This window comes from Pseudomonas sp. DCB_AW, assembly GCF_026240895.1.
GTDB lineage: Bacteria > Pseudomonadota > Gammaproteobacteria > Pseudomonadales > Pseudomonadaceae > Aquipseudomonas > Aquipseudomonas kermanshahensis.
Map to the genome: position 1 here is coordinate 16,626 of NZ_JAPFCE010000057.1, position 18,353 is coordinate 34,978.

Genomic DNA, 18,353 nt, shown 5'->3' on the forward strand with positions numbered 1-18,353 from the left:
CTTGGAAGGGGCCGGTATTACTGGACGGCGTCGATACGCTTCATCAGGTCGGCGTACGGTGCACCGTACTTCTCGCGGACCGATGCGGTGGCGTCGAAGAACGGCTTTTTGTCGACGGTGATGAACTCGACACCGGCCGCCTTGAGCTTCTCTTCGCTGGCCGCAGACTTGGCGTCCCACAGCGCACGCTCTTCCATCTGCGCTTCACGCGCGACTTTCTTCACCAGTGCCTGCTGGTCTGCGGTGAGCTTGTTCCAGGTGGTCTTGGACATCACCACCGGCTCCGGCAGGATCAGGTGGCCAGTGAGGGTGTAGTACTTGGCGCTCTGGAAGTGGTTGTGCTCGAGCAGCGTCGGCGGGTTGTTCTCGGCGCCGTCGATCACGCCGGTCTGCAGGGCGCTGAAGATTTCGCCAGTGTCCATGGCAATGCCGTTGCCGCCCATGGCGTTCATCATGTCGATGAACAGTGGGTTGCCCTGCACACGGATCTTCATGCCCTTGAGGTCTTCAAGGCTGCGCACCGGTTTTTTCGTGTAGATGCTGCGCGAGCCGCCATCCATCCAGGCCAGGGCCACCAGGTTGAATTCGGAGTTGGTGATCTTGTCGAGGATTTCCTGGCCGATGTCACCGTCGATGATCTTGCGCATGTGTTCATGGTCACGGAACACGAACGGCATGTTGAACACGTTCACGTCCGGCACCACCGGGCCGACGATCCCCAGGCTGACGCGGGTCATCTGCACGGCACCGATCTGTGCCTGCTCGATCACTTCCTTCTCGGAGCCAAGCACCCCACCGGGGAACATCTTGAAGGTGATCTCGCCATTGCTGGCGGCTTCGAGCTTTTTGCCCATGTTCTGTTCGGCGACCACGGTCGGGTAGCCGGCCGGGTGAATCTCGGCGAACTTGATGTCCAGCGCGGAGGCCGGCATCGACAGGCTGAAGGCGAAGGGGAGTACGGCAAGGAGCAGCTTGCGTTTGAAGGTCATGGTGAAACTCCGTGGTTTTTATTATCCGGTTTCGTGTGTGCAAGTGTGTTGCAGAGCAGGTGTTCAGCCCCGGTAGGCAGGCTCCTCCAGGCCTTTGACGCCGAGTTCGAAGGCAAATACCCCGCCGGCCAGCGGCTGGTCGGAGAGGTCAATGCCCGCAGGGCGGATCGAGGTGACGAACAGGGTGTCCAGGTTGGCGCCACCAAAGGCGCACATGGCCGGTTTTTTCACCGGTACATTGAGCGAGCGGTCCAGGCGGCCATCGGGGGTGAAGCGGTGGACCTGGCCGGCGTCGTTGCCGCAGATCCAGTAGCAGCCGTCCTGGTCGATGGCGGCGCCGTCGGGGCGGCCAGGGTAGGCATGCATGTCGACGAACAACCGCTTGTTGTGGGGCGTACCGCTGTCGATGTCGTAGTCGAACACCCAGATTTTCTGCACGTTGGGGTGCGAGTCCGACAGGTACATGCGCGTGCCGTCGGGGCTGAAGGCCAGGCCATTGGGCACGATCATGCCGTCCTGCTGCAGGTGCAGGTGCCCTTCGCCGTCATGCCGGTACAGCGCCCCGACATGGGCGCCCTGCGGCATGTCCATCAACATGGTGCCGGCCCAGAAGCGGCCCTGGCGGTCGCAGCGCCCATCGTTGAAGCGCATGCCGCCCTGGGCATGTTCGACGGTGCTGAGCAGGCGGCTGTCGAGGCTGCCGTCGGCCTTGGGTTCGAGGTGGAAGATGCCGCTTTCCATCCCCGCGACCCACCCGTGTTCGGTGCGGGCGATGCAGGCGAGCATTTCGTCACCTTGCCACGCCTGCTGGGCCCCATTGGGCTGCCAGCGGTGCAGTGTGCGGGCAGGGATGTCGACCCAGTACAGGGCCTGTTCGGTAGGGTGCCACACAGGGCTTTCGCCGGTACCGTTGCGGGCGTCGACGATCAGTTCGCAGTTCATGGCCGTGCCTCCTGGCGCGCGGGGTCAGTTGAACGGTCCGGCCACGGCGAAAGCGCCGCCCTGATAGACCATGCTCGGGTCATCGGCGGCGGGCGCCGGTTGGGCTTCGACGGCCTCGCGGAACACCTCGGAGGTGTCTTTAGGCGCATAGCCCAGGTGCGCGGCATGGCGGTTGTCCCACCACACGGTGCGGTTGTCGGAGGCGCCATAGACGATGGTGTGGCCGACATCGGGCGTGAACAGCCCGCGCTCGATCAGCTGAACCAGGTCGTCGTAGCTCAGCCAGGTGCAGAGCATCCGCGGGTTCTGCGGTTGCGGGAACGACGAGCCGATACGAATGCTCACGGTCTCGATGCCATAGCGATCGAAGTAGAAGCTGGCGACATCTTCGCCGTAGCATTTGGACAGCCCGTAGTAGCTGTCGGGGCGGCGCGGGGAGTGGGCGTCGATGCGCTCGTCCTGGCGGTAGAAACCGATGGTGTGGTTGGAGCTGGCGAAGATGATGCGCTTGACGCCATGCTTGCGCGCCGCCTCGTAGACGTGGAACACGCCGCAGATGTTGGGGCCGAGGATGTCTTCGAAGGAATGCTCGGTGGACACGCCACCGAAGTGGATGATGGCGTCTACGCCTTCGACCAGGGCGTGGACCGCTGCCTTGTCGGCGAGGTCGCAGGCCACCACCTCTTCATGCGGGCCCGCGGCAGGTGCCATCGGGCTGATATCGGAAAGGCGCAGGACCTCGGCGTAGCCTTGCAGGCGTTCGCGAAGGACCTTGCCCAGGCCGCCTGCGGCTCCGGTGAGCAGCAGGCGATTGAGGGGAGTTGGGGTCATGGCCGGCTCGTTGTTAGTTGTTGTAGGTTGTCGTATGACTAAGTGAATTATTGGCAGTGGGGTTGGCTGTTGTCAATGAGCCGTGAGTGGGTTTTACCGGCTAACGCAATCCACTGTAGGAGCGGCCTTGTGTCGCGAAAGGGCTGCGCAGCGGCCCCAAACCTGCGCAGCCCTTACCATTGCTGGGGCCGCTGCGCGCCCCTTTCGCGACACAAGGCCGCTCCTACACGGAGCGCGCTAGCCTCTTGTTACAACAGCGACAACGGATAGTTGAAGATCAACCGGTTCTCATCAAACTCGTTGTTGCTGTAATCCCGGCGAATGCTCGAGTTCCGCCACTTCACACTCAAATCCTTGAACGCCCCGCTCTGGATCACATACGCAAGCTCGGTTTCCCGCACCCACTCCTTGCCATCGGTAACCGCACCGGTGTGCACATCCTGCCCGCTGATATAACGGTTCATCAGCGTCAAACCCGGCACCCCGACGGTGACGAAGTTGAAGTCATGCCGCACCTGCCACGAGCGTTCGTTGGCATTGTCGAAACTGGAGTTGTAGCTATCGTTGGCCAGCGTCCCGCCGCTGGTGCCATTGACCCGCATCCAGGTATCGCCATCGACTTTTTGCAGCCCAACCCAGAAGGTGTTGCCGCCATACTTGGCCGAGAACATCCCCGAGTAGGTCTTGTTGTCCAGCTGCCCGGCACGCTCGGAGCCGTCTTCATCGCCATGGAAGTAGCCCAGGTTGGCGCCCAGGGTCCAGTCACCCACTGGCTGGCTGTGGCTCAGTTGCAGGTATTGCTGCTGGTAGACGTCCTTGAGCACCGCATTCCACAGCCCGACCAGTGTGCGGTCCTGGTTGAACTTGTATTCGCCGCCGACGAAGTTGAAGCGATCCGAAAGCGCCCCGCCATAGCTCATGTCTTCCATGCTCGCGTCATTGCGCGGGCTGTTGCCACGGAACTGCCCGCCATACAGCGTCAGCCCGGCGATCTCGTTGGAGGTGACCTGCCCCCCGCGGAACGTCTGCGGCAGCGAACGGCCGTCGTCGGAGCGCAGGATCGGCAGCACCGGCATCCATTCGCCGATCTTAAGCTCGGTCTTCGAGATCCGCGCCTTGCCCGCCACCGCCAGGCGCCCGAAGTCATCGGCTGGGCGCCCATCGTCGTGGCGCGGCAGCAGCCCGGTGCCGTAGGTGCCGCCACCGCCATCAAGCTTCACCGACCACATGCCCAGCACATCCACACCGAACCCCACCGGCCCCTCGGTAAAGCCCGAGCGGGCATCGAGGATGAAGCTCTGCGTCCATTCCTCGGCCTTGCTTTGCGGGTTGCTGGGGTTGGTGAAGTTGCGGTTGATGTAGAAGTTGCGCAGGCCGAGCGTGGCCTTGGCATCCTCGACAAAGCCCGCCGCCAGCGTGGTACCCGGCAGGCTGCCGAGCATGCCGACGCCGAGCAGGGCAAAGGGAAGGGTTTGGCAGATTCTCATTATTGTTGTGCTCCACAAAAGGGTGTGGCGGCCCGTCCACCGTGCACGCGCAAGCGGCCAGCGGTAGGGGCGGGTAGGTAACGGGCCGGTCACGGCCAGGGAGGGTGAAACGGGCTTACGGCCCTAGGTGGCCGCAGGTGACGAAATCGGGAAAGGTGCAACGCGGGGGTATAGCGCGATTGAAGTCGACATGGGGATCGTCCACGGATTGTTGTTTTTGTTATGCGTTGTCGTACAACTGTGGCGATTTTTATCAAGTGGTGGTGGGGATGTCAACGCTTTGTGGTGTGGTGAGGGTGAGATGTTGTCGCGGCATTCTGGGTGGTATGAGGGGTGGTGGGCTCTATACCGGGGGCCAGGGGTTCGTATGGAGATACGATGACTGAGTCTTGTGTAGGGTAGGGGGTCTTGATTTTCTCTAACCTCCATGACGATCAAGATCGTGTATGCGTATCTTAATTTAATTCCATTATTTTGTTGCTAAACTGATTGTTTCATCAATAAGGCACAAAATATTGTGATTATTGACGTTGATCACGGGCAGGGCCTACTACTGCTATCTTGTGTGTTAAGTGGATTTCATGGAGTTAATACCTGCTATGCTGGATTTAAGCCTCAGTAAGCCGAGCGAAGTCGTGAAGCGCCTTTGCGAACGTTTGCGCACCGAGCGGCTAGCGCAGCAGATGACGCAGGCCGATGTGGCTGGCAGGGCGGGTATCGCTACCAATACCGTGTCCAATCTAGAGGCTGGGCGAAATGTCGGCTTTGAGAACCTGGTCAAGGTGGCCATGGTGCTGGGGCGCGGCAAGGAGCTAGAAGGCCTTTTCTTGCCCAAGCTTGACAGCCTCGCTGACCTGCATCGCTACGAGCAGAGTGCCAAGCGGCAGCGTATCAGGAGTAAACACGACAATGCTTGAGCAAGTGCGCATCTATTACGAAGGTTGGGGTGAGCATTTACTACCGTTGCCAGGGCAGGCCTGGAAGCTTGGCTGATCAAGTTCCCGGCGAGAGAAGAGCACCCTGAAGTCTGCGCTATCGAAATGGTCTATGCCGAGTGCCTACGTCAGTGCGGCATTGCGACGCCTGATACCCAGCATTTCAGTTTGCCAAATGGGCTGGCCGCTTTCGCCAGCCGACGTTTTGATCGCCAGGGGGATCTGCGTGTGCCGATGCAGAGCTTGGCGGCCTATACCGGCGCCGACTTCAGGTCACCCGGTGCCCTGGATTACGTCAACTTCTTGCGGGCGACTCATCTGTGCACCAACGACCTGCGAGAGAAAGCGCGCGCCTTTGAGCGAGTTGTTTTTAACGTGGTGTTCAATAACCGCGATGACCATCCCAAGAATTTTTCCTACGTGATGTCGCGAGCAGGCGAGTGGAAACTGGCACCCGCGTATGACGTGACCTTTTGCGAAGGCCCTGGCGGCTATCATCAGATGGATGTGATGGGGGAGGCCTTGGCGATCGACCGGAAAGCGATACTGCGCCTGGCAAGCGAAGCAGACATTACGCCGGCGTCCGCCGCCGCCATCATCGACCGCATATGCGCTGCAGCGAGCCAGTTTAGGTACATGGCCGAGCGTAGGTATCCGCAGATGATCACCCAGGAAACGCTGCAAACCGTGCAAGGCCGTATCGACGAAAACAGTGCGCTGCTCCAGTCGGTGAGTTGAAGCAGCCGCAATTGCTTCTAGACTTAGCAACGGTCTCACCCTCGACCACGTCTCTGGGCGCCCCAGTACGGCACATCGATGCCTTTGTGGCGGGGGCGAGGCCACTACTTGAGCCCCGCAAACACCTTCGCCAGCTTCCCCACCGCTACACGCATCTCGCCAGGCGTCAGTGCCGCAAACCCCATCAACAGGCCCGCATCATTCCTCGGCGATGCATACAAACTGCCGAGCCCCAACAGGTCGATCCCCGCCGCATGCGCCGCCCTCACTAACGCATCTTCCGGCAAGTCCTGCACGAAGTGGCAGGGCATCTGCAGCCCCCCGGCCGGAATGCTTGGCGCCAGAAACGCCCCCAAGTGCTTGTGCACAAGCTCGGCCAGCATGTCCCGGCGCGCGGCATACAGCGCCCGCATGCTCCGCACATGCGCCGTGTAGTGCCCGCCCTCCATGAACCGCGCCAGGGTCAGCTGGGCAATGGAGGCCGTATGCCCATCCTGCAGCGTGCGTGCATTGGTCATCGGCGCGACGAGAGCAGATGGCAACAGCAAGTAGCCGATGCGCAGCCCGGCGAACAGCGATTTGGTGAACGTGCCGATGTACAGCGTGCGTTCATGCGGGTCCAGGCCCTGCACGCAGGCGGTCGGCCGGCCCTCGTAGTGGAACTCGCTGTCGTAGTCATCTTCGATGATCCAGGCGCGCTGCTGCCTTGCCCACTCGATGGCCTGCAGGCGCCTGTCCAGCGACAATGTGGCGCCGGTGGGATATTGATGGGACGGCGTCAGAAACACCGCCCTGGCATTGGCGGCCAACCGCGCCATGCGTTCCACCTGCAGGCCGTTTTCATCCACTGGCACGGGCACGCCTTCGAGGCCTGCTGCCGCGACGGCTTTGCGCGTGCCTTGGTAGAGCGGGTCTTCGACCAGTACCTGATCGCCTGCATCCATGAGCACCTGTGCGCATAGACTAAGCGCCTGCTGCGAGCTGGTGAGGATCAGCACCCGGTCGGCAGACGCCTGCGCGCCCCGTTCAAGGTTAAGGTAGTCAGCGATCGCGCTGCGCAGGCAGGCCATGCCCTGTGGCGCACTGTGCTCCAATGCCTGGGTGCCAAATTCCTTGTACACCTGGCGCTCCAGCCTTTCCCAGATCGCCAGGGGGAAGTGCCGAGTCTCGGCTACTCCCGGTGCAAACGGGCGCGGCCCTTGGAAATTATTCACGCCCCCGCTCTGCAGCACGGCCATCGCCCGGCGGCTTAGTTGAGGTGGCTCATCGCAGCGCGTTTCGCGTTTTTGCTGTCGCCGTGGCAGATGCCGAGCGCGTTGCGAGACGAAGCTTCCGCTGCCCACCCGACGCTCGATGAAGCCCTCTGCATGCAACTGGCTGTAAGCCGCCTCCACGGTATCCCGCGAGACGCCCAGCGACTGGGCCAATGGGCGTGAAGCCGGCAGCGATTTACCGACCGGCAGCGCGCCATCAAGGATCAATTGGCGAATCGCCCGCTGGATCCGCACATGCAACGACAACGCGCCATGGGCCGGGTCGCTCATCCAGGCTTTGACCGATTGCAGTTGTGCGTGTTTGAACATTGGTCTGGTTCGCTTGCAAAAAGTGGCGGGGCTATTCAGGCCATTCTATCGCTATAAATGCACCTGTTTTCAGACCATTCCCACATTGAAAGGGGTCCACGATGACAGTTGCACCCGCATTGATTTCAGTCCGCGAGTTGAAGCAGAGCGATTTTCCTCAATGGTCCGCCTATTGGGGCCAGTACCAGGCGTTCTACAAAGTAGCGCTAAGCCAGGCCACCACCGAGCTGACCTGGGCCCGGTTTTTCGACCCGGCAGAGCCCGTGCACTGCGCCGTCGCCTCGGACGGTGAGCGCATCCTCGGTTTCGTCCATTTTGTGTTCCATCGCTCGACTTGGGGGCGTAACGACTTCTGCTATCTGGAAGACCTGTACGTTTGCCCAAGCGCGCGAGGGAGGCAGGTTGGCAAGCAGCTGATCGAGTTCGTTCAGGGTCAGGCACGGGAGAAACAGTGCGACCGGCTGTACTGGCATACCCAGGAAACCAACCAGACTGCACAGCGGCTGTACGACTGGATTGCTGAAAAGCCGGGGGTGATCGAGTACCGGATGGCTTGTTAGCACGCAAAAAAAAGGCTGCCATTCGGCAGCCTTTTCGATGCTCAGCCTGGACAATCAGTCCCAGCTCAACGCCCCACCGGTCTGATACTCAATCACACGCGTCTCAAAGAAGTTCTTCTCCTTCTTCAAGTCCATGATCTCGCTCATCCACGGGAACGGGTTGGTGGTGCCTGGGTACTCTTCCTTCAGGCCAATCTGGGTCAGGCGACGGTTGGCGATGAACTTGAGGTAGTCCTCCATCATCGCTGCGTTCATGCCCAGTACACCGCGCGGCATGGTATCGCGGGCGTATTCGATCTCCAGCTGGGTCCCTTGCAGGATCATCTGGGTCGCTTCTTCTTTCATCGAGGCATCCCACAGGTGCGGGTTCTCGATCTTGATCTGGTTGATCACGTCGATACCGAAGTTCAGGTGCATCGACTCGTCACGCAGGATGTACTGGAACTGCTCGGCAACGCCGGTCATCTTGTTGCGGCGGCCCATCGACAGGATCTGGGTGAAGCCGCAGTAGAAGAAGATGCCTTCCAGCACGCAGTAGTAGGCGATCAGGTTGCGCAGCAGTTCTTTGTCGGTTTCCGGGGTGCCGGTGTTGAATTCCGGGTCGGAGATGGCGCGGGTGTACTTCAGGCCCCAGGCGGCTTTCTTCGCGACCGACGGGATCTCGTGGTACATGTTGAAGATCTCGCCTTCATCCATGCCCAGCGACTCGATGCAGTACTGGTAGGCGTGGGTGTGGATCGCCTCTTCGAAGGCCTGGCGCAGGATGTACTGGCGGCACTCCGGGTTGGTGATCAGGCGGTACACGGCCAGGGCCAGGTTGTTGGCAACCAGGGAGTCGGCGGTGGAGAAGAAGCCGAGGTTGCGCATGACGATGCGGCGCTCGTCTTCGGTCAGGCCGTCCTGGCTCTTCCACAGGGCGATGTCGGCGGTCATGTTGACCTCTTGCGGCATCCAGTGGTTGGCGCAGCCGTCGAGGTACTTCTGCCAGGCCCAGTCGTACTTGAATGGCACCAGCTGGTTGAGGTCGGCGCGGCAGTTGATCATGCGCTTTTCATCGACCGCAACGCGGGCGGCAGAGCCTTCCAGCTCGGCCAGGCCTTCGGCAACGTCGAGGGCGTCGAGGGCAGCTTTGGCGCGTTTTACGGCTTCGGAGTCAGAAGCGGTAGCGGCACGGGCTTCCAGGGCGGCGGCACCGCCGGCGCTGTCGAGCTTGTCGAGGGTGGCAGCGGCGTTGGCCTGCGCAGGGGTGTTGCCTTTGGCGGCTACTTCGCCGTCTTCCTTGTCGAATTCGTCCCAGCTCAGCATGGTTTGGCTCCTGCTTGAGGGTCGCCCTCAGGCAACCGGTTGGATTTTAAGAATGTGATGCCTGACGCAAGGCCGTTACGGCGAATGGACAGCTCGAGAGGCTGACTCTCGTTACATCTGGATGTGCTTGTGCCTGGCCAGGCCTCATAGAGGGGCCAGGGACTTGAAAGGTGCCCTTTTCAGAGGGGGCGCAGTATACCGGAATTCGCCTTCGATCGGGGTGCGAGTCTGGCCGGCGAGGGTAACTTTTTCGACCGGTTTGGCGCGCATCCGTTCACCAAGGGTGTGCCGTTCGTTCGGGCAAGAGTGTAGCCGCTAAACGAAGGTTTGGCACTATATGTTGTGGTTTTTTGTTTGTTAAGCACTGTATATGGGGTTTGCGCGTCATGTAGGAGCAGCCTTGTGCTGCGAAGAGGCCGGCGCATGCACAGCACATTTCGCTGGCATAACCGGCCTCTTCGCAGCACAAGGCTGCTCCTACACAGAGCGTGTTAGCTGCACTGCTTGCGCAGGGTCTCGACCACGTGTGTCTTGGGGTGCTTGCGTGCTTCTTCGACCGAGGTGAAGCGGCCGGTTTCAGCATTGCGACCAATTTTGCGAGTTGCCACTTTTTTCCGCGCCATGGGGTACGTCCTTTTTTTGAGAGGTCCTGCTCTTTTACCGAGCCGCGCGAGCGGTGGGCAAAGGGCAAGGCTTCTCTGGAGCGCGGATACAAAAATGCCGCAAGGGGCACCCGTGGGCACCCCTTGCGGCATCAGGCCTTACTGGCAGGCTTCGCAGTCAGGCTCGTCGATCGCACACGCCTTTGGCACAGGTGCCGGGCCGGCGGCCTGAACCGGGGCGCTGTCGCCGCCGCTGGAAACGGCGTTGAGCTTGCCGGTGTTGATGGTCGACTTCTCGGTGCTGGTCGCAGCCAGGGCACGGAGGTAGTAGGTGGTTTTCAGGCCACGGTACCAGGCCATGCGGTAGGTCACGTCCAGCTTCTTGCCCGAAGCGCCAGCGATGTACAGGTTCAGCGACTGAGCCTGGTCGATCCACTTCTGGCGACGCGAGGCAGCATCGACGATCCACTTGGTCTCGACTTCGAACGCGGTGGCGTACAGGTCTTTCAGCTCTTGCGGGATACGCTCGATCTGCTGCACCGAACCGTCGTAGTACTTCAGGTCGTTGATCATTACCGAGTCCCACAGGCCGCGGGCTTTCAGGTCGCGAACCAGGTACGGGTTGATCACGGTGAATTCGCCCGACAGGTTCGATTTCACGTACAGGTTCTGGTAGGTCGGCTCGATGGACTGCGACACGCCAGTGATGTTGGCGATGGTCGCGGTCGGCGCGATGGCCATGATGTTCGAGTTACGAATACCTTTTTGTACGCGAGCACGCACCGGCGCCCAGTCCAGGGTCTCGTTCAGGTCGACATCGATGTACTTCTGGCCACGGGCCTCGATCAGGATCTGTTGCGAATCCAGCGGCAGGATGCCTTTGGACCACAGCGAACCCTGGAAGGTCTCGTAGGCGCCACGCTCGTCGGCCAGGTCGCAGGACGCCTGGATCGCGAAGTAGCTGACCGCTTCCATCGACTTGTCGGCGAACTCGACCGCAGCGTCGGAACCGTAGGCGATGTGCTGCAGGTACAGTGCGTCCTGGAAGCCCATGATGCCCAGGCCAACAGGGCGGTGCTTGAGGTTCGAGTTACGCGCTTGCGGCACCGAGTAGTAGTTGATGTCGATCACGTTGTCGAGCATGCGCACGGCAGTGTTCACGGTGCGTTGCAGTTTGGCGGTGTCCAGCTTGCCATCGACAATGTGGTTCGGCAGGTTGATCGAGCCCAGGTTGCAGACCGCGATCTCGTCCTTGTTGGTGTTCAGGGTGATCTCGGTGCACAGGTTCGAGCTGTGGACCACGCCCACGTGCTGCTGCGGCGAACGCAGGTTGCACGGGTCCTTGAAGGTCAGCCATGGGTGGCCGGTCTCGAACAGCATCGACAGCATCTTGCGCCACAGGTCTTTGGCCTGGATGGTCTTGAACACCTTGATCTTGTTGTACTCGGTCAGGGCTTCGTAGTACTCGTAGCGCTCTTCGAAGGCCTTGCCGGTCAGGTCGTGCAGATCAGGCACTTCCGAGGGCGAGAACAGGGTCCACTTGCCGTCATCGAAGACGCGCTTCATGAACAGGTCAGGGATCCAGTTGGCGGTGTTCATGTCGTGGGTACGACGACGATCATCACCGGTGTTCTTGCGCAGCTCGATGAATTCTTCGATGTCCAGGTGCCAGGTTTCCAGGTAGGCACAGACAGCGCCCTTGCGCTTGCCGCCCTGGTTGACCGCAACGGCGGTGTCGTTGACCACTTTCAGGAAGGGTACGACGCCCTGGGATTTACCGTTGGTGCCCTTGATGTAGGAGCCCAGTGCACGCACAGGGGTCCAGTCGTTGCCCAGGCCACCGGCGAATTTCGACAGCATGGCGTTGTCGTGGATCGCGTGGTAGATGCCCGACAGGTCGTCCGGCACGGTGGTCAGGTAGCAGCTGGACAGCTGCGGGCGCAGGGTACCGGCGTTGAACAGGGTCGGGGTCGAGGCCATGTAGTCGAAGGACGACAACAGGTTGTAGAACTCGATCGCACGGGCTTCTTTTTCTTTCTCTTCCAGCGCCAGGCCCATGGCCACACGCATGAAGAATACCTGTGGCAGCTCGAAGCGCACGCCATCCTTGTGGATGAAGTAGCGGTCGTACAGGGTCTGCAGGCCCAGGTAGGTGAACTGCTGGTCGCGCTCGTGGTTGATCGCCTTGCCCAGTTTTTCCAGGTCGAAGTCGGCCAGGGCCGGGTTCAGCAGCTCGAACTCGATGCCTTTGGCGACGTAGGCTGGCAGCGCCTTGGCGTACAGCTCGGCCATCTCGTGGTGGGTAGCGCTGTCGGCAACGCTGAGGAAGCCCAGGCCTTCGGCACGCAGGGTGTCCATCAGCAGGCGGGCGGTGACGAACGAGTAGTTCGGCTCGCGCTCGACCAAGGTACGGGCGGTCATCACCAGGGCGGTGTTGACGTCCTTGATGGCCACGCCGTCGTACAGGTTCTTCAGGGTTTCGCGCTGGATCAGGTCGCCATCGACTTCGGCCAGGCCTTCGCAGGCTTCGCTGATGATGGTGTTCAGGCGCGCCATGTCCAGCGGCGCCAGGCTGCCGTCGGCCAAGGTGATGCGGATGCTTGGGTGCGGCTCGACCACGGCGTCGGTGTTGGCGCGGGTGGCGCGCTCTTTTGCACGCTGATCGCGGTAGATCACGTAGTCGCGGGCGACTTTCTGCTCACCGGCACGCATCAGGGCCAGTTCGACCTGGTCCTGGATTTCTTCGATGTGGATGGTGCCACCCGATGGCATGCGACGCTTGAACGTGGCAGTGACCTGCTCGGTCAGGCGCGCGACGGTGTCGTGGATACGCGACGAGGCGGCGGCGGTGCCGCCTTCAACTGCGAGGAACGCCTTGGTGATGGCCACGGTGATCTTGTCGTCGGTGTAGGGGACGACAGTGCCGTTGCGCTTGATCACGCGCAGTTGGCCGGGGGCGGTGGCAGCCAGATCCTGGTTGGAATCGGCGGCCTGCGGCACCTGGGCCTGCGGGTTCTCGCGAGTTGTGTCGGTTTGCATGGGTGGGTGTCTCCACAGTTTCTATATTGTACAGGCGCCTTTTGGGCGCCCACCGTTCCGTCCACTTGCTCGATCACCCGTGCGGGGATGCGTCATGCGCGCGCATCCGCCCGCTCGGGCGTACCGACTTCGGGACAGACTCAGGAATAAGGGGCAATAGCTTGCCGCTCCCTGGCCGAAGTCAAAGGTTTTGGGCAGTACCCAAAAGCTGTTGCAGTTCAGTAGTCCGCTGGAGCGGTATGGCTGGTCAAATCACCTGAAGTTCAACCGGGAAATCGAATAATTTGCCGGGTTGACTTTTGTGTGTGATTTTGCACGAACCCCAACATGTAGTGGTTCGCTGCGATCGGGATACAAGATAATGCGGTATCAGGGTCTTTGCAAGGCGAGCGCCTGTGGATAAGTTGTGCGTACTTTGTGGGTATGGCCTGTAGGCCTTGTGCCAAGTGGTTTGCAGTATTTTTCTTCAGTGCGCTGCCCCAAGGCAGAATTTTGAGGGCGCGAACCCTACCACAAAAAACGGTTCAGTCCAGTGGCGAGTGTGGCACTGCAGGTCGGTTGGCAGTGCTCGGGGCGGAACGTAGTATCGGCGATAGAAAAACAACAATTGAAAGGCAAAGGCCATGGACCAACCCACCCCCCGCATCCTCATCGTCGAAGACGACCAGCGCCTGGCCGAGCTCACGGCCGAATACCTCCAGGCCAACGGCTTCGAGGTGGCCGTCGAGGGCGATGGCGGCCGCGCGGTGCGACGCATTGTCGACAGCCAGCCTGACCTGGTGATTCTCGACCTCATGCTCCCCGGCGAAGACGGCCTGAGCATCTGCCGCCGGGTGCGCGGCCAATATACTGGCCCGATCCTCATGCTCACCGCCCGCAGTGACGAACTCGACCAAGTGCAGGGGCTGGACCTGGGCGCCGACGACTATGTGTGCAAGCCAGTGCGCCCGCGCGTGTTGCTGGCGCGTATCCAGGCCCTGCTGCGGCGCAGCGAAGCGCCCGAAAGCAAGCGCCTGGACCTGGCCTTCGGCCCGCTGCGCATCGACAACCGCCTGCGCGAAGCGCGGCTGGGCGAGCAACTGATAGACCTGACCGGCGCCGAATTCGACCTGCTCTGGCTGCTGGCCAGCAACGCCGGCCGGGTTTTGTCGCGCGAGCAGATCTTCACCGCCCTGCGCGGTGTCGGCTACGACGGCCAGGACCGCTCCATCGATGTGCGCATTTCCAAGATCCGCCCCAAGATCGGTGACGACCCGATCCACCCACGCCTGATCAAGACCCTGCGCAGCAAGGGTTACCTGTTCGTCGGCGAAGCGCCATGAACAACTCGATCTTTCTGCGCATCTATGGCGGCATGCTCGCCGTGCTGGTGCTGGTGGCGCTGCTCGGGGTACTCAGCCTGCACCTGGTCAACGAAGTGCGCGCCGCCCAGCACCGCGAGGGCCTGGCCCAAGGCACTTTCAGCCTGATGGCCGACAACCTGGCCGTGCAGAACGAAACCGAACGCAAGCGCTCATTGCTGATGTGGGAGCGCTTGCTTGGGGTGCCGTTGGCGCTGCAGCCGATGTCGGCGCGCACCCTTGACGGTGGCCAGCGGGCCCGGTTGTATCGCGGCCTGGTGGTGGTCGAAAAGACCGGCCCGCACGCCGCCCAGGTGCTGCGCAAGGTCGGCCGCGAGGATGTACTGCTGGTGGCCCAGATCAAGCAGGTTAGCGAGCAGTTGGCCCGGGCCACGCTTTACCTGTTGGCGGACGAGCTGGTGCGTTACCCGGTGACCGAGCAGCAGCAGCGCCTTGCGCAACTCAAGCAGAGCAAGGGGTTTGGTTTCGACATCGCCCTGCAACGGCTGGAGCGGGTCGGCTTGGATGACGACCAGCGGCGGCGGGTAGAGGAGGGCGATACGGTCATGGCCCTGGGCAAGGATGGCGATTCGATCCGGGTGTTCTCTGGGCTCTCAGGGTCACCCTGGGTGCTGGAAATCGGCCCGTTGCATCAGCTCAACCCGTACCCGCCGCAGTTGCTGATCCTGATTGCCTTTCTCGGGCTGTGCCTGATCGGGCTGGTGGTGTATTTGCTGGTGCGCCAGCTGGAGCGGCGTGTGTCGGGCCTGGAGATTGCGGCCACGCGTATTGCCCAGGGCAGCCTGGACACCCGTGTGCCGGCCGGTGACGCCGATTCGGTCGGGCGCCTGGCTGCAGCATTCAATGGCATGGCCGAGCACCTGCAGCGCTCGTTGACCATGCAGCGCGAGCTGGTGCGGGCGGTGTCCCACGAGCTGCGCACGCCGGTGGCGCGCCTGCGCTTTGGCCTGGAGATGATCGAGACCGCGAGTAGCGACCAAGCCCGCGCCAAGCACCTGGCCGGCATGGATGGCGACATCCAGGACCTGGACAAGCTGGTCGACGAGATGCTGACTTACGCGCGCCTTGAGCAAGGTGCGCCGGCGCTGAAATTCCAGCGGGTCGACCTCGATGCCTTGTTCGACCGGGTGATTGAGGAACTGGCGCCGCTGCGGGCCGGCATCAAGGTGGTACGCGGTGCTTGCCAAGGGGCTGAAACCGATGGGGCCTGGGTCGAGGCCGAGCCGCGCTACCTGCACCGGGCGCTGCAGAACCTGGTGAGCAACGCCATGCGCCATGCCGAAGGCGAAGTTCGGCTCAGTTACCAACTGGGGCAGCAACGCTGCAGGGTCGATGTGGAAGATGACGGGCCAGGCATCCCGGAGGGCGTTTGGGACCGCATCTTCACGCCCTTCACCCGGCTCGACGACAGCCGCACCCGGGCATCCGGCGGGCATGGGTTGGGCCTGTCGATCGTCCGGCGGATCATCTACTGGCACGCTGGCAGGGCCACGGTAGGGCGCAGCGAGGCGCTGGGCGGCGCCTGCTTCAGCCTCAGCTGGCCGCGGGCACAGGCGCCCCAGTAAATCTCAGACGCTGATCAGGCTCAGCAGGTGGCCGTCCTGAAGGCAGAACTGGCCCTGCAGTTCACTGCCGCGTTGCCACTCGGTCGACAAGTCGGTGAGCAGGCGCAGGCGGGCAAAGCCCTCGGCGGACCACTCCAGCACTTCGGCGTGCTCGAAATAGAAACGCTGGCGAGTCAGCGGGTAGAGGGTCTTGAACAGGCTTTCTTTGAGCGAAAAGGTCAGCGTCACTGTCAGGCCGAGCTGGCGGCGGTCCAGGCGCTCAAGTTCGGCGGGGGTGAGGATTTCCGCCATCAGGCGCTCGGCACGTTCGTCATCCAGCAGCGACTCCTGATCCAGGCCCAGGCCGCGGCAGCTGCCTTGGCCCGCGACAACGGCGGCGGCCCAGCCTTTGCCATGGGTGATCGAGCCGTGGATACCGGCCGGCCAGATGGGCGAGCGGTCTTCATGGGTGCCCGGCACAAAGTCGCGGCCATCCAGGCGTTGCAAGGCGGCGCGGGCGCAGACACGGCCGGCCAGGTACTCGGCCTGGCGCTTGGCCACCGAGCGTTGCAGGCTGGCGCTTTGTGCAATGCTGGCACGCTGGAAGTCGTCGGCAGCCAGGTGGGCCGGGTCGAAGGCACAGCTGACCAACACTGCACCCGGCAACGGGCGGGGCAGGGGCCAGTGGTGCTGAAGTGGGGAGCAGCAGGTGGGAAGTGTGTTCATGGGGGCTATTGTGCCAGCCGCGACGCCTGTGTGGGAGCGGCCTTGCGTCGCGATGGGCCGCAAAGCGGCCCCGGCGATCGTTACTTGAACACGTTCTTGAAGAAGGCCTGCATATCCGCCCATGAGCTTTCATCGGCTGCCTTGTTGTAACCAATGTCCGGCCCACCATGCTCGCCATGGCTCAAACGGTCGGCGTCCGGGTTGGTGAAGCCATGCTTGGCCCCGGGGATGCTGACGAATTTGTAGTTGACCTTGGCCGCGTCCATTTCCGCCTTGAACGCTTCGACCTGTTGTTCGGTGACCATGCTGTCCGCCGCGCCGTGCTCGACCAGTATGTCGGCCCTGACCACGCCCGGCTTGGCTGGCGTCTGGGTGGCCAGCGCGCCATGGAAACTCACCACGCCATCGAGTTTTTCTCCCCGGCGCGCCGCATCGAGCACCACCTTGCCACCGAAGCAGTAACCCACGGCGCCCAGTTGGTGCTTGTTGACGTTCGGCTGTTTTTTCAGCAACTCCAGGCCCGCGTCGAAGCGCGCGGCCGCCGCAGCCGGGTCTTTCATCGCTTCGGCCATGAACGCCTGAGCATCCTGCGGATGCTCGGTGTGCTTGCCATCGCCATACATGTCGATCGCCAGCGCTTTGTAGCCCAAGGCTGCCAGGTCACGAGCGCGGCGCTTGGCGTAGTCGTTCAGGCCCCACCACTCATGCACCACGACGATGCCCGGGCGTTTGTCGTCCAGCGCATCGTCATAGGCGTAGTAGCCGACATAGCGCTTGCCATCGTCGTCCTGGTAGGGGATCTCGCGGGTCACTACCGCCGCCTGGGCGAGGGCGGCGCTGCACATCAAGGTCAGGGCCAGCAGGGCGCGCATGTTTACTACTCCTTGTCTTGCAGACAGTTCGTTCAGCCCTGGTTCAGCCAGGGTTCAGTCACGGTTCAGGGTGCCCTCCTTACTCTAGCTTCCAGACAGAAACAGCGCATCCAACTGGAGTACGAAGCCATGAAAACCTTCAACACCTTGCTCGCCGCCATGGCCGTCTGCGCCGCAGGCATCACCACCGCCCAGGCCGCCGACGAAAACTTCGCCAGCCTGACCTACGGCCAGACCAGCGATAAAGTCCGCAAGTCGGGCCTGTTGCAACGCAACACCGACAACCTGAACGCCGACGGCATCATCGGCAAGGACGACACCTGGGGCGTGCGCGTGGGTAAGATCAACGACCAGGGTCGCTACTACATGACCTACGATAACGTCTCGGGCGACCACAGCGGCCTCAAGTTGCGCCAGGAAAACCTGCTGGGCAGCTATGACCTGTTCCTGCCGGTGGGCGATACCACCAAACTGTTCGGCGGCGGCAGCCTGGGCATGACCAAGCTGACCCAGGATTCCCCAGGTGCCAGCCGTGATACCGATTATGGCTACGCGGTGGGCCTGCAGGCAGGTGTGATCCAGGAGATCACCGACAAGGCATCGGTGGAGATGGGCTACCGTTACCTGCGCACCAATGCAGCAACCGAGGTGGGCGCCAGCGGCGGGCCGAAAGACGGCACCCTGCGCCTGACCAGCAGTGCACAAACTTACCTGTCGGCGAACGCCATGATCAGCGAGATCAACCACGGCGTTGACAAGATCATCACTATCGAAGACCCGGTCGAATATCAACTGCCCGGCGTGTTGCAGATCCCAGTCAACGAGAAGAAGGGCCTGAC

Annotated in this window: 14 protein-coding genes and 3 pseudogenes; 7 read left to right on the forward strand and 10 right to left on the reverse strand. The window is 61.9% G+C overall.

The genetic code is table 11. From position 1 onward, the window contains the following. Positions 1–17: 17 nt before the first annotated feature. The 4 genes from OO306_RS22280 to OO306_RS22295 form a co-directional block, all read right to left on the reverse strand. On the reverse strand, positions 18–989 hold the full coding sequence (locus OO306_RS22280; protein ID WP_085272382.1) for a TRAP transporter substrate-binding protein: 972 nt from the start codon (positions 987–989) through the stop codon (positions 18–20). Between the two features lie 63 nt (positions 990–1,052). Beyond that, positions 1,053–1,931, reverse strand: coding sequence for an SMP-30/gluconolactonase/LRE family protein (locus OO306_RS22285; protein WP_099455102.1), 879 nt, complete (start codon positions 1,929–1,931; stop codon positions 1,053–1,055). Positions 1,932–1,955: 24 nt separating this feature from the next. After that, on the reverse strand, positions 1,956–2,762 hold the full coding sequence (locus OO306_RS22290; RefSeq protein WP_027594703.1) for an NAD(P)-dependent oxidoreductase: 807 nt from the start codon (positions 2,760–2,762) through the stop codon (positions 1,956–1,958). A 248-nt stretch (positions 2,763–3,010) separates the two neighbouring features. Further along, positions 3,011–4,249, reverse strand: coding sequence for an OprD family porin (locus OO306_RS22295; RefSeq protein ID WP_027594702.1), 1,239 nt, complete (start codon positions 4,247–4,249; stop codon positions 3,011–3,013). A gap of 599 nt (positions 4,250–4,848) precedes the next feature. Between OO306_RS22295 and OO306_RS22300 the strand changes: the two genes are divergently transcribed. Together OO306_RS22300 and OO306_RS22305 are read left to right on the forward strand one after the other, a co-directional pair. After that, the gene (locus OO306_RS22300; RefSeq protein ID WP_027594701.1) at positions 4,849–5,166 is read left to right on the forward strand and encodes a helix-turn-helix domain-containing protein; all 318 of its coding nucleotides are present in this window, start codon (positions 4,849–4,851) and stop codon (positions 5,164–5,166) included. A 36-nt stretch (positions 5,167–5,202) separates the two neighbouring features. After that, positions 5,203–5,922, forward strand: a pseudogene (locus tag OO306_RS22305) (type II toxin-antitoxin system HipA family toxin); the annotation flags it as partial. A 104-nt stretch (positions 5,923–6,026) separates the two neighbouring features. Here OO306_RS22305 and OO306_RS22310 read toward each other — a convergent pair. After that, positions 6,027–7,505: a PLP-dependent aminotransferase family protein gene (locus OO306_RS22310; protein WP_265969945.1), complete on the reverse strand. Its 1,479-nt coding sequence runs from the start codon at positions 7,503–7,505 to the stop codon at positions 6,027–6,029. A gap of 101 nt (positions 7,506–7,606) precedes the next feature. Between OO306_RS22310 and OO306_RS22315 the strand changes: the two genes are divergently transcribed. Further along, the gene (locus OO306_RS22315; RefSeq protein ID WP_265969946.1) at positions 7,607–8,065 is read left to right on the forward strand and encodes a GNAT family N-acetyltransferase; all 459 of its coding nucleotides are present in this window, start codon (positions 7,607–7,609) and stop codon (positions 8,063–8,065) included. Between the two features lie 54 nt (positions 8,066–8,119). On the opposite strand, the gene OO306_RS22320 is transcribed toward OO306_RS22315, so the two are convergent. The 3 genes from OO306_RS22320 to OO306_RS22330 form a co-directional block, all read right to left on the reverse strand. Then, entirely contained in the window at positions 8,120–9,370 is a 1,251-nt protein-coding gene (locus tag OO306_RS22320) for a ribonucleotide-diphosphate reductase subunit beta (RefSeq protein WP_027594698.1), read from the reverse strand. 491 nt (positions 9,371–9,861) lie between these two features. Further along, entirely contained in the window at positions 9,862–9,993 is a 132-nt protein-coding gene (locus OO306_RS22325) for a hypothetical protein (RefSeq protein ID WP_256208043.1), read from the reverse strand. 138 nt (positions 9,994–10,131) lie between these two features. Continuing rightward, entirely contained in the window at positions 10,132–13,011 is a 2,880-nt protein-coding gene (locus OO306_RS22330; RefSeq protein WP_027594697.1) for a ribonucleoside-diphosphate reductase subunit alpha, read from the reverse strand. 623 nt (positions 13,012–13,634) lie between these two features. Between OO306_RS22330 and OO306_RS22335 the strand changes: the two genes are divergently transcribed. Both OO306_RS22335 and OO306_RS22340 read left to right on the forward strand, forming a co-directional pair. Further along, entirely contained in the window at positions 13,635–14,333 is a 699-nt protein-coding gene (locus tag OO306_RS22335; RefSeq protein WP_265969947.1) for a response regulator transcription factor, read from the forward strand. Then, positions 14,330–15,937, forward strand: coding sequence for an ATP-binding protein (locus OO306_RS22340; protein ID WP_265969948.1), 1,608 nt, complete (start codon positions 14,330–14,332; stop codon positions 15,935–15,937). The genes OO306_RS22335 and OO306_RS22340 overlap by 4 nt, the downstream gene beginning before the upstream one ends. Before the next feature lie 3 nt (positions 15,938–15,940). Here OO306_RS22340 and OO306_RS22345 read toward each other — a convergent pair whose 3' ends face one another. Together OO306_RS22345 and OO306_RS22350 are read right to left on the reverse strand one after the other, a co-directional pair. Then, complete coding sequence (locus OO306_RS22345) at positions 15,941–16,642, reverse strand: 4'-phosphopantetheinyl transferase (protein ID WP_265969949.1); 702 nt, start codon at positions 16,640–16,642, stop codon at positions 15,941–15,943. A gap of 80 nt (positions 16,643–16,722) precedes the next feature. Continuing rightward, a complete protein-coding gene (locus tag OO306_RS22350; RefSeq protein ID WP_099430219.1) occupies positions 16,723–17,514 on the reverse strand; it encodes a dienelactone hydrolase family protein in 792 nt (263 codons plus the stop codon). 129 nt (positions 17,515–17,643) lie between these two features. On the opposite strand from OO306_RS22350, the pseudogene OO306_RS22355 reads away from it, so the two are divergent. Beyond that, positions 17,644–18,237, forward strand: a pseudogene (locus tag OO306_RS22355) (hypothetical protein); the annotation flags it as partial. Further along, a pseudogene (locus tag OO306_RS22360) lies at positions 18,238–18,353 on the forward strand (ATPase, T2SS/T4P/T4SS family); the annotation flags it as partial.

What these genes read in the sequence shown, in the direction of transcription:
- OO306_RS22315 (WP_265969946.1), top strand. Translation starts at nt 7,607, where the DNA reads ATGACAGTTGCACCCGCATTGATTTCAGTCCGCGAGTTGAAGCAGAGC.
- OO306_RS22345 (WP_265969949.1), bottom strand. Translation starts at nt 16,642, where the DNA reads ATGAACACACTTCCCACCTGCTGCTCCCCACTTCAGCACCACTGGCCC.
- OO306_RS22310 (WP_265969945.1), bottom strand. Translation starts at nt 7,505, where the DNA reads ATGTTCAAACACGCACAACTGCAATCGGTCAAAGCCTGGATGAGCGAC.
- OO306_RS22340 (WP_265969948.1), top strand. Translation starts at nt 14,330, where the DNA reads ATGAACAACTCGATCTTTCTGCGCATCTATGGCGGCATGCTCGCCGTG.
- OO306_RS22300 (WP_027594701.1), top strand. Translation starts at nt 4,849, where the DNA reads ATGCTGGATTTAAGCCTCAGTAAGCCGAGCGAAGTCGTGAAGCGCCTT.
- OO306_RS22330 (WP_027594697.1), bottom strand. Translation starts at nt 13,011, where the DNA reads ATGCAAACCGACACAACTCGCGAGAACCCGCAGGCCCAGGTGCCGCAG.
- OO306_RS22325 (WP_256208043.1), bottom strand. Translation starts at nt 9,993, where the DNA reads ATGGCGCGGAAAAAAGTGGCAACTCGCAAAATTGGTCGCAATGCTGAA.
- OO306_RS22290 (WP_027594703.1), bottom strand. Translation starts at nt 2,762, where the DNA reads ATGACCCCAACTCCCCTCAATCGCCTGCTGCTCACCGGAGCCGCAGGC.
- OO306_RS22320 (WP_027594698.1), bottom strand. Translation starts at nt 9,370, where the DNA reads ATGCTGAGCTGGGACGAATTCGACAAGGAAGACGGCGAAGTAGCCGCC.
- OO306_RS22350 (WP_099430219.1), bottom strand. Translation starts at nt 17,514, where the DNA reads ATGCGCGCCCTGCTGGCCCTGACCTTGATGTGCAGCGCCGCCCTCGCC.
- OO306_RS22335 (WP_265969947.1), top strand. Translation starts at nt 13,635, where the DNA reads ATGGACCAACCCACCCCCCGCATCCTCATCGTCGAAGACGACCAGCGC.
- OO306_RS22285 (WP_099455102.1), bottom strand. Translation starts at nt 1,931, where the DNA reads ATGAACTGCGAACTGATCGTCGACGCCCGCAACGGTACCGGCGAAAGC.
- OO306_RS22295 (WP_027594702.1), bottom strand. Translation starts at nt 4,249, where the DNA reads ATGAGAATCTGCCAAACCCTTCCCTTTGCCCTGCTCGGCGTCGGCATG.
- OO306_RS22280 (WP_085272382.1), bottom strand. Translation starts at nt 989, where the DNA reads ATGACCTTCAAACGCAAGCTGCTCCTTGCCGTACTCCCCTTCGCCTTC.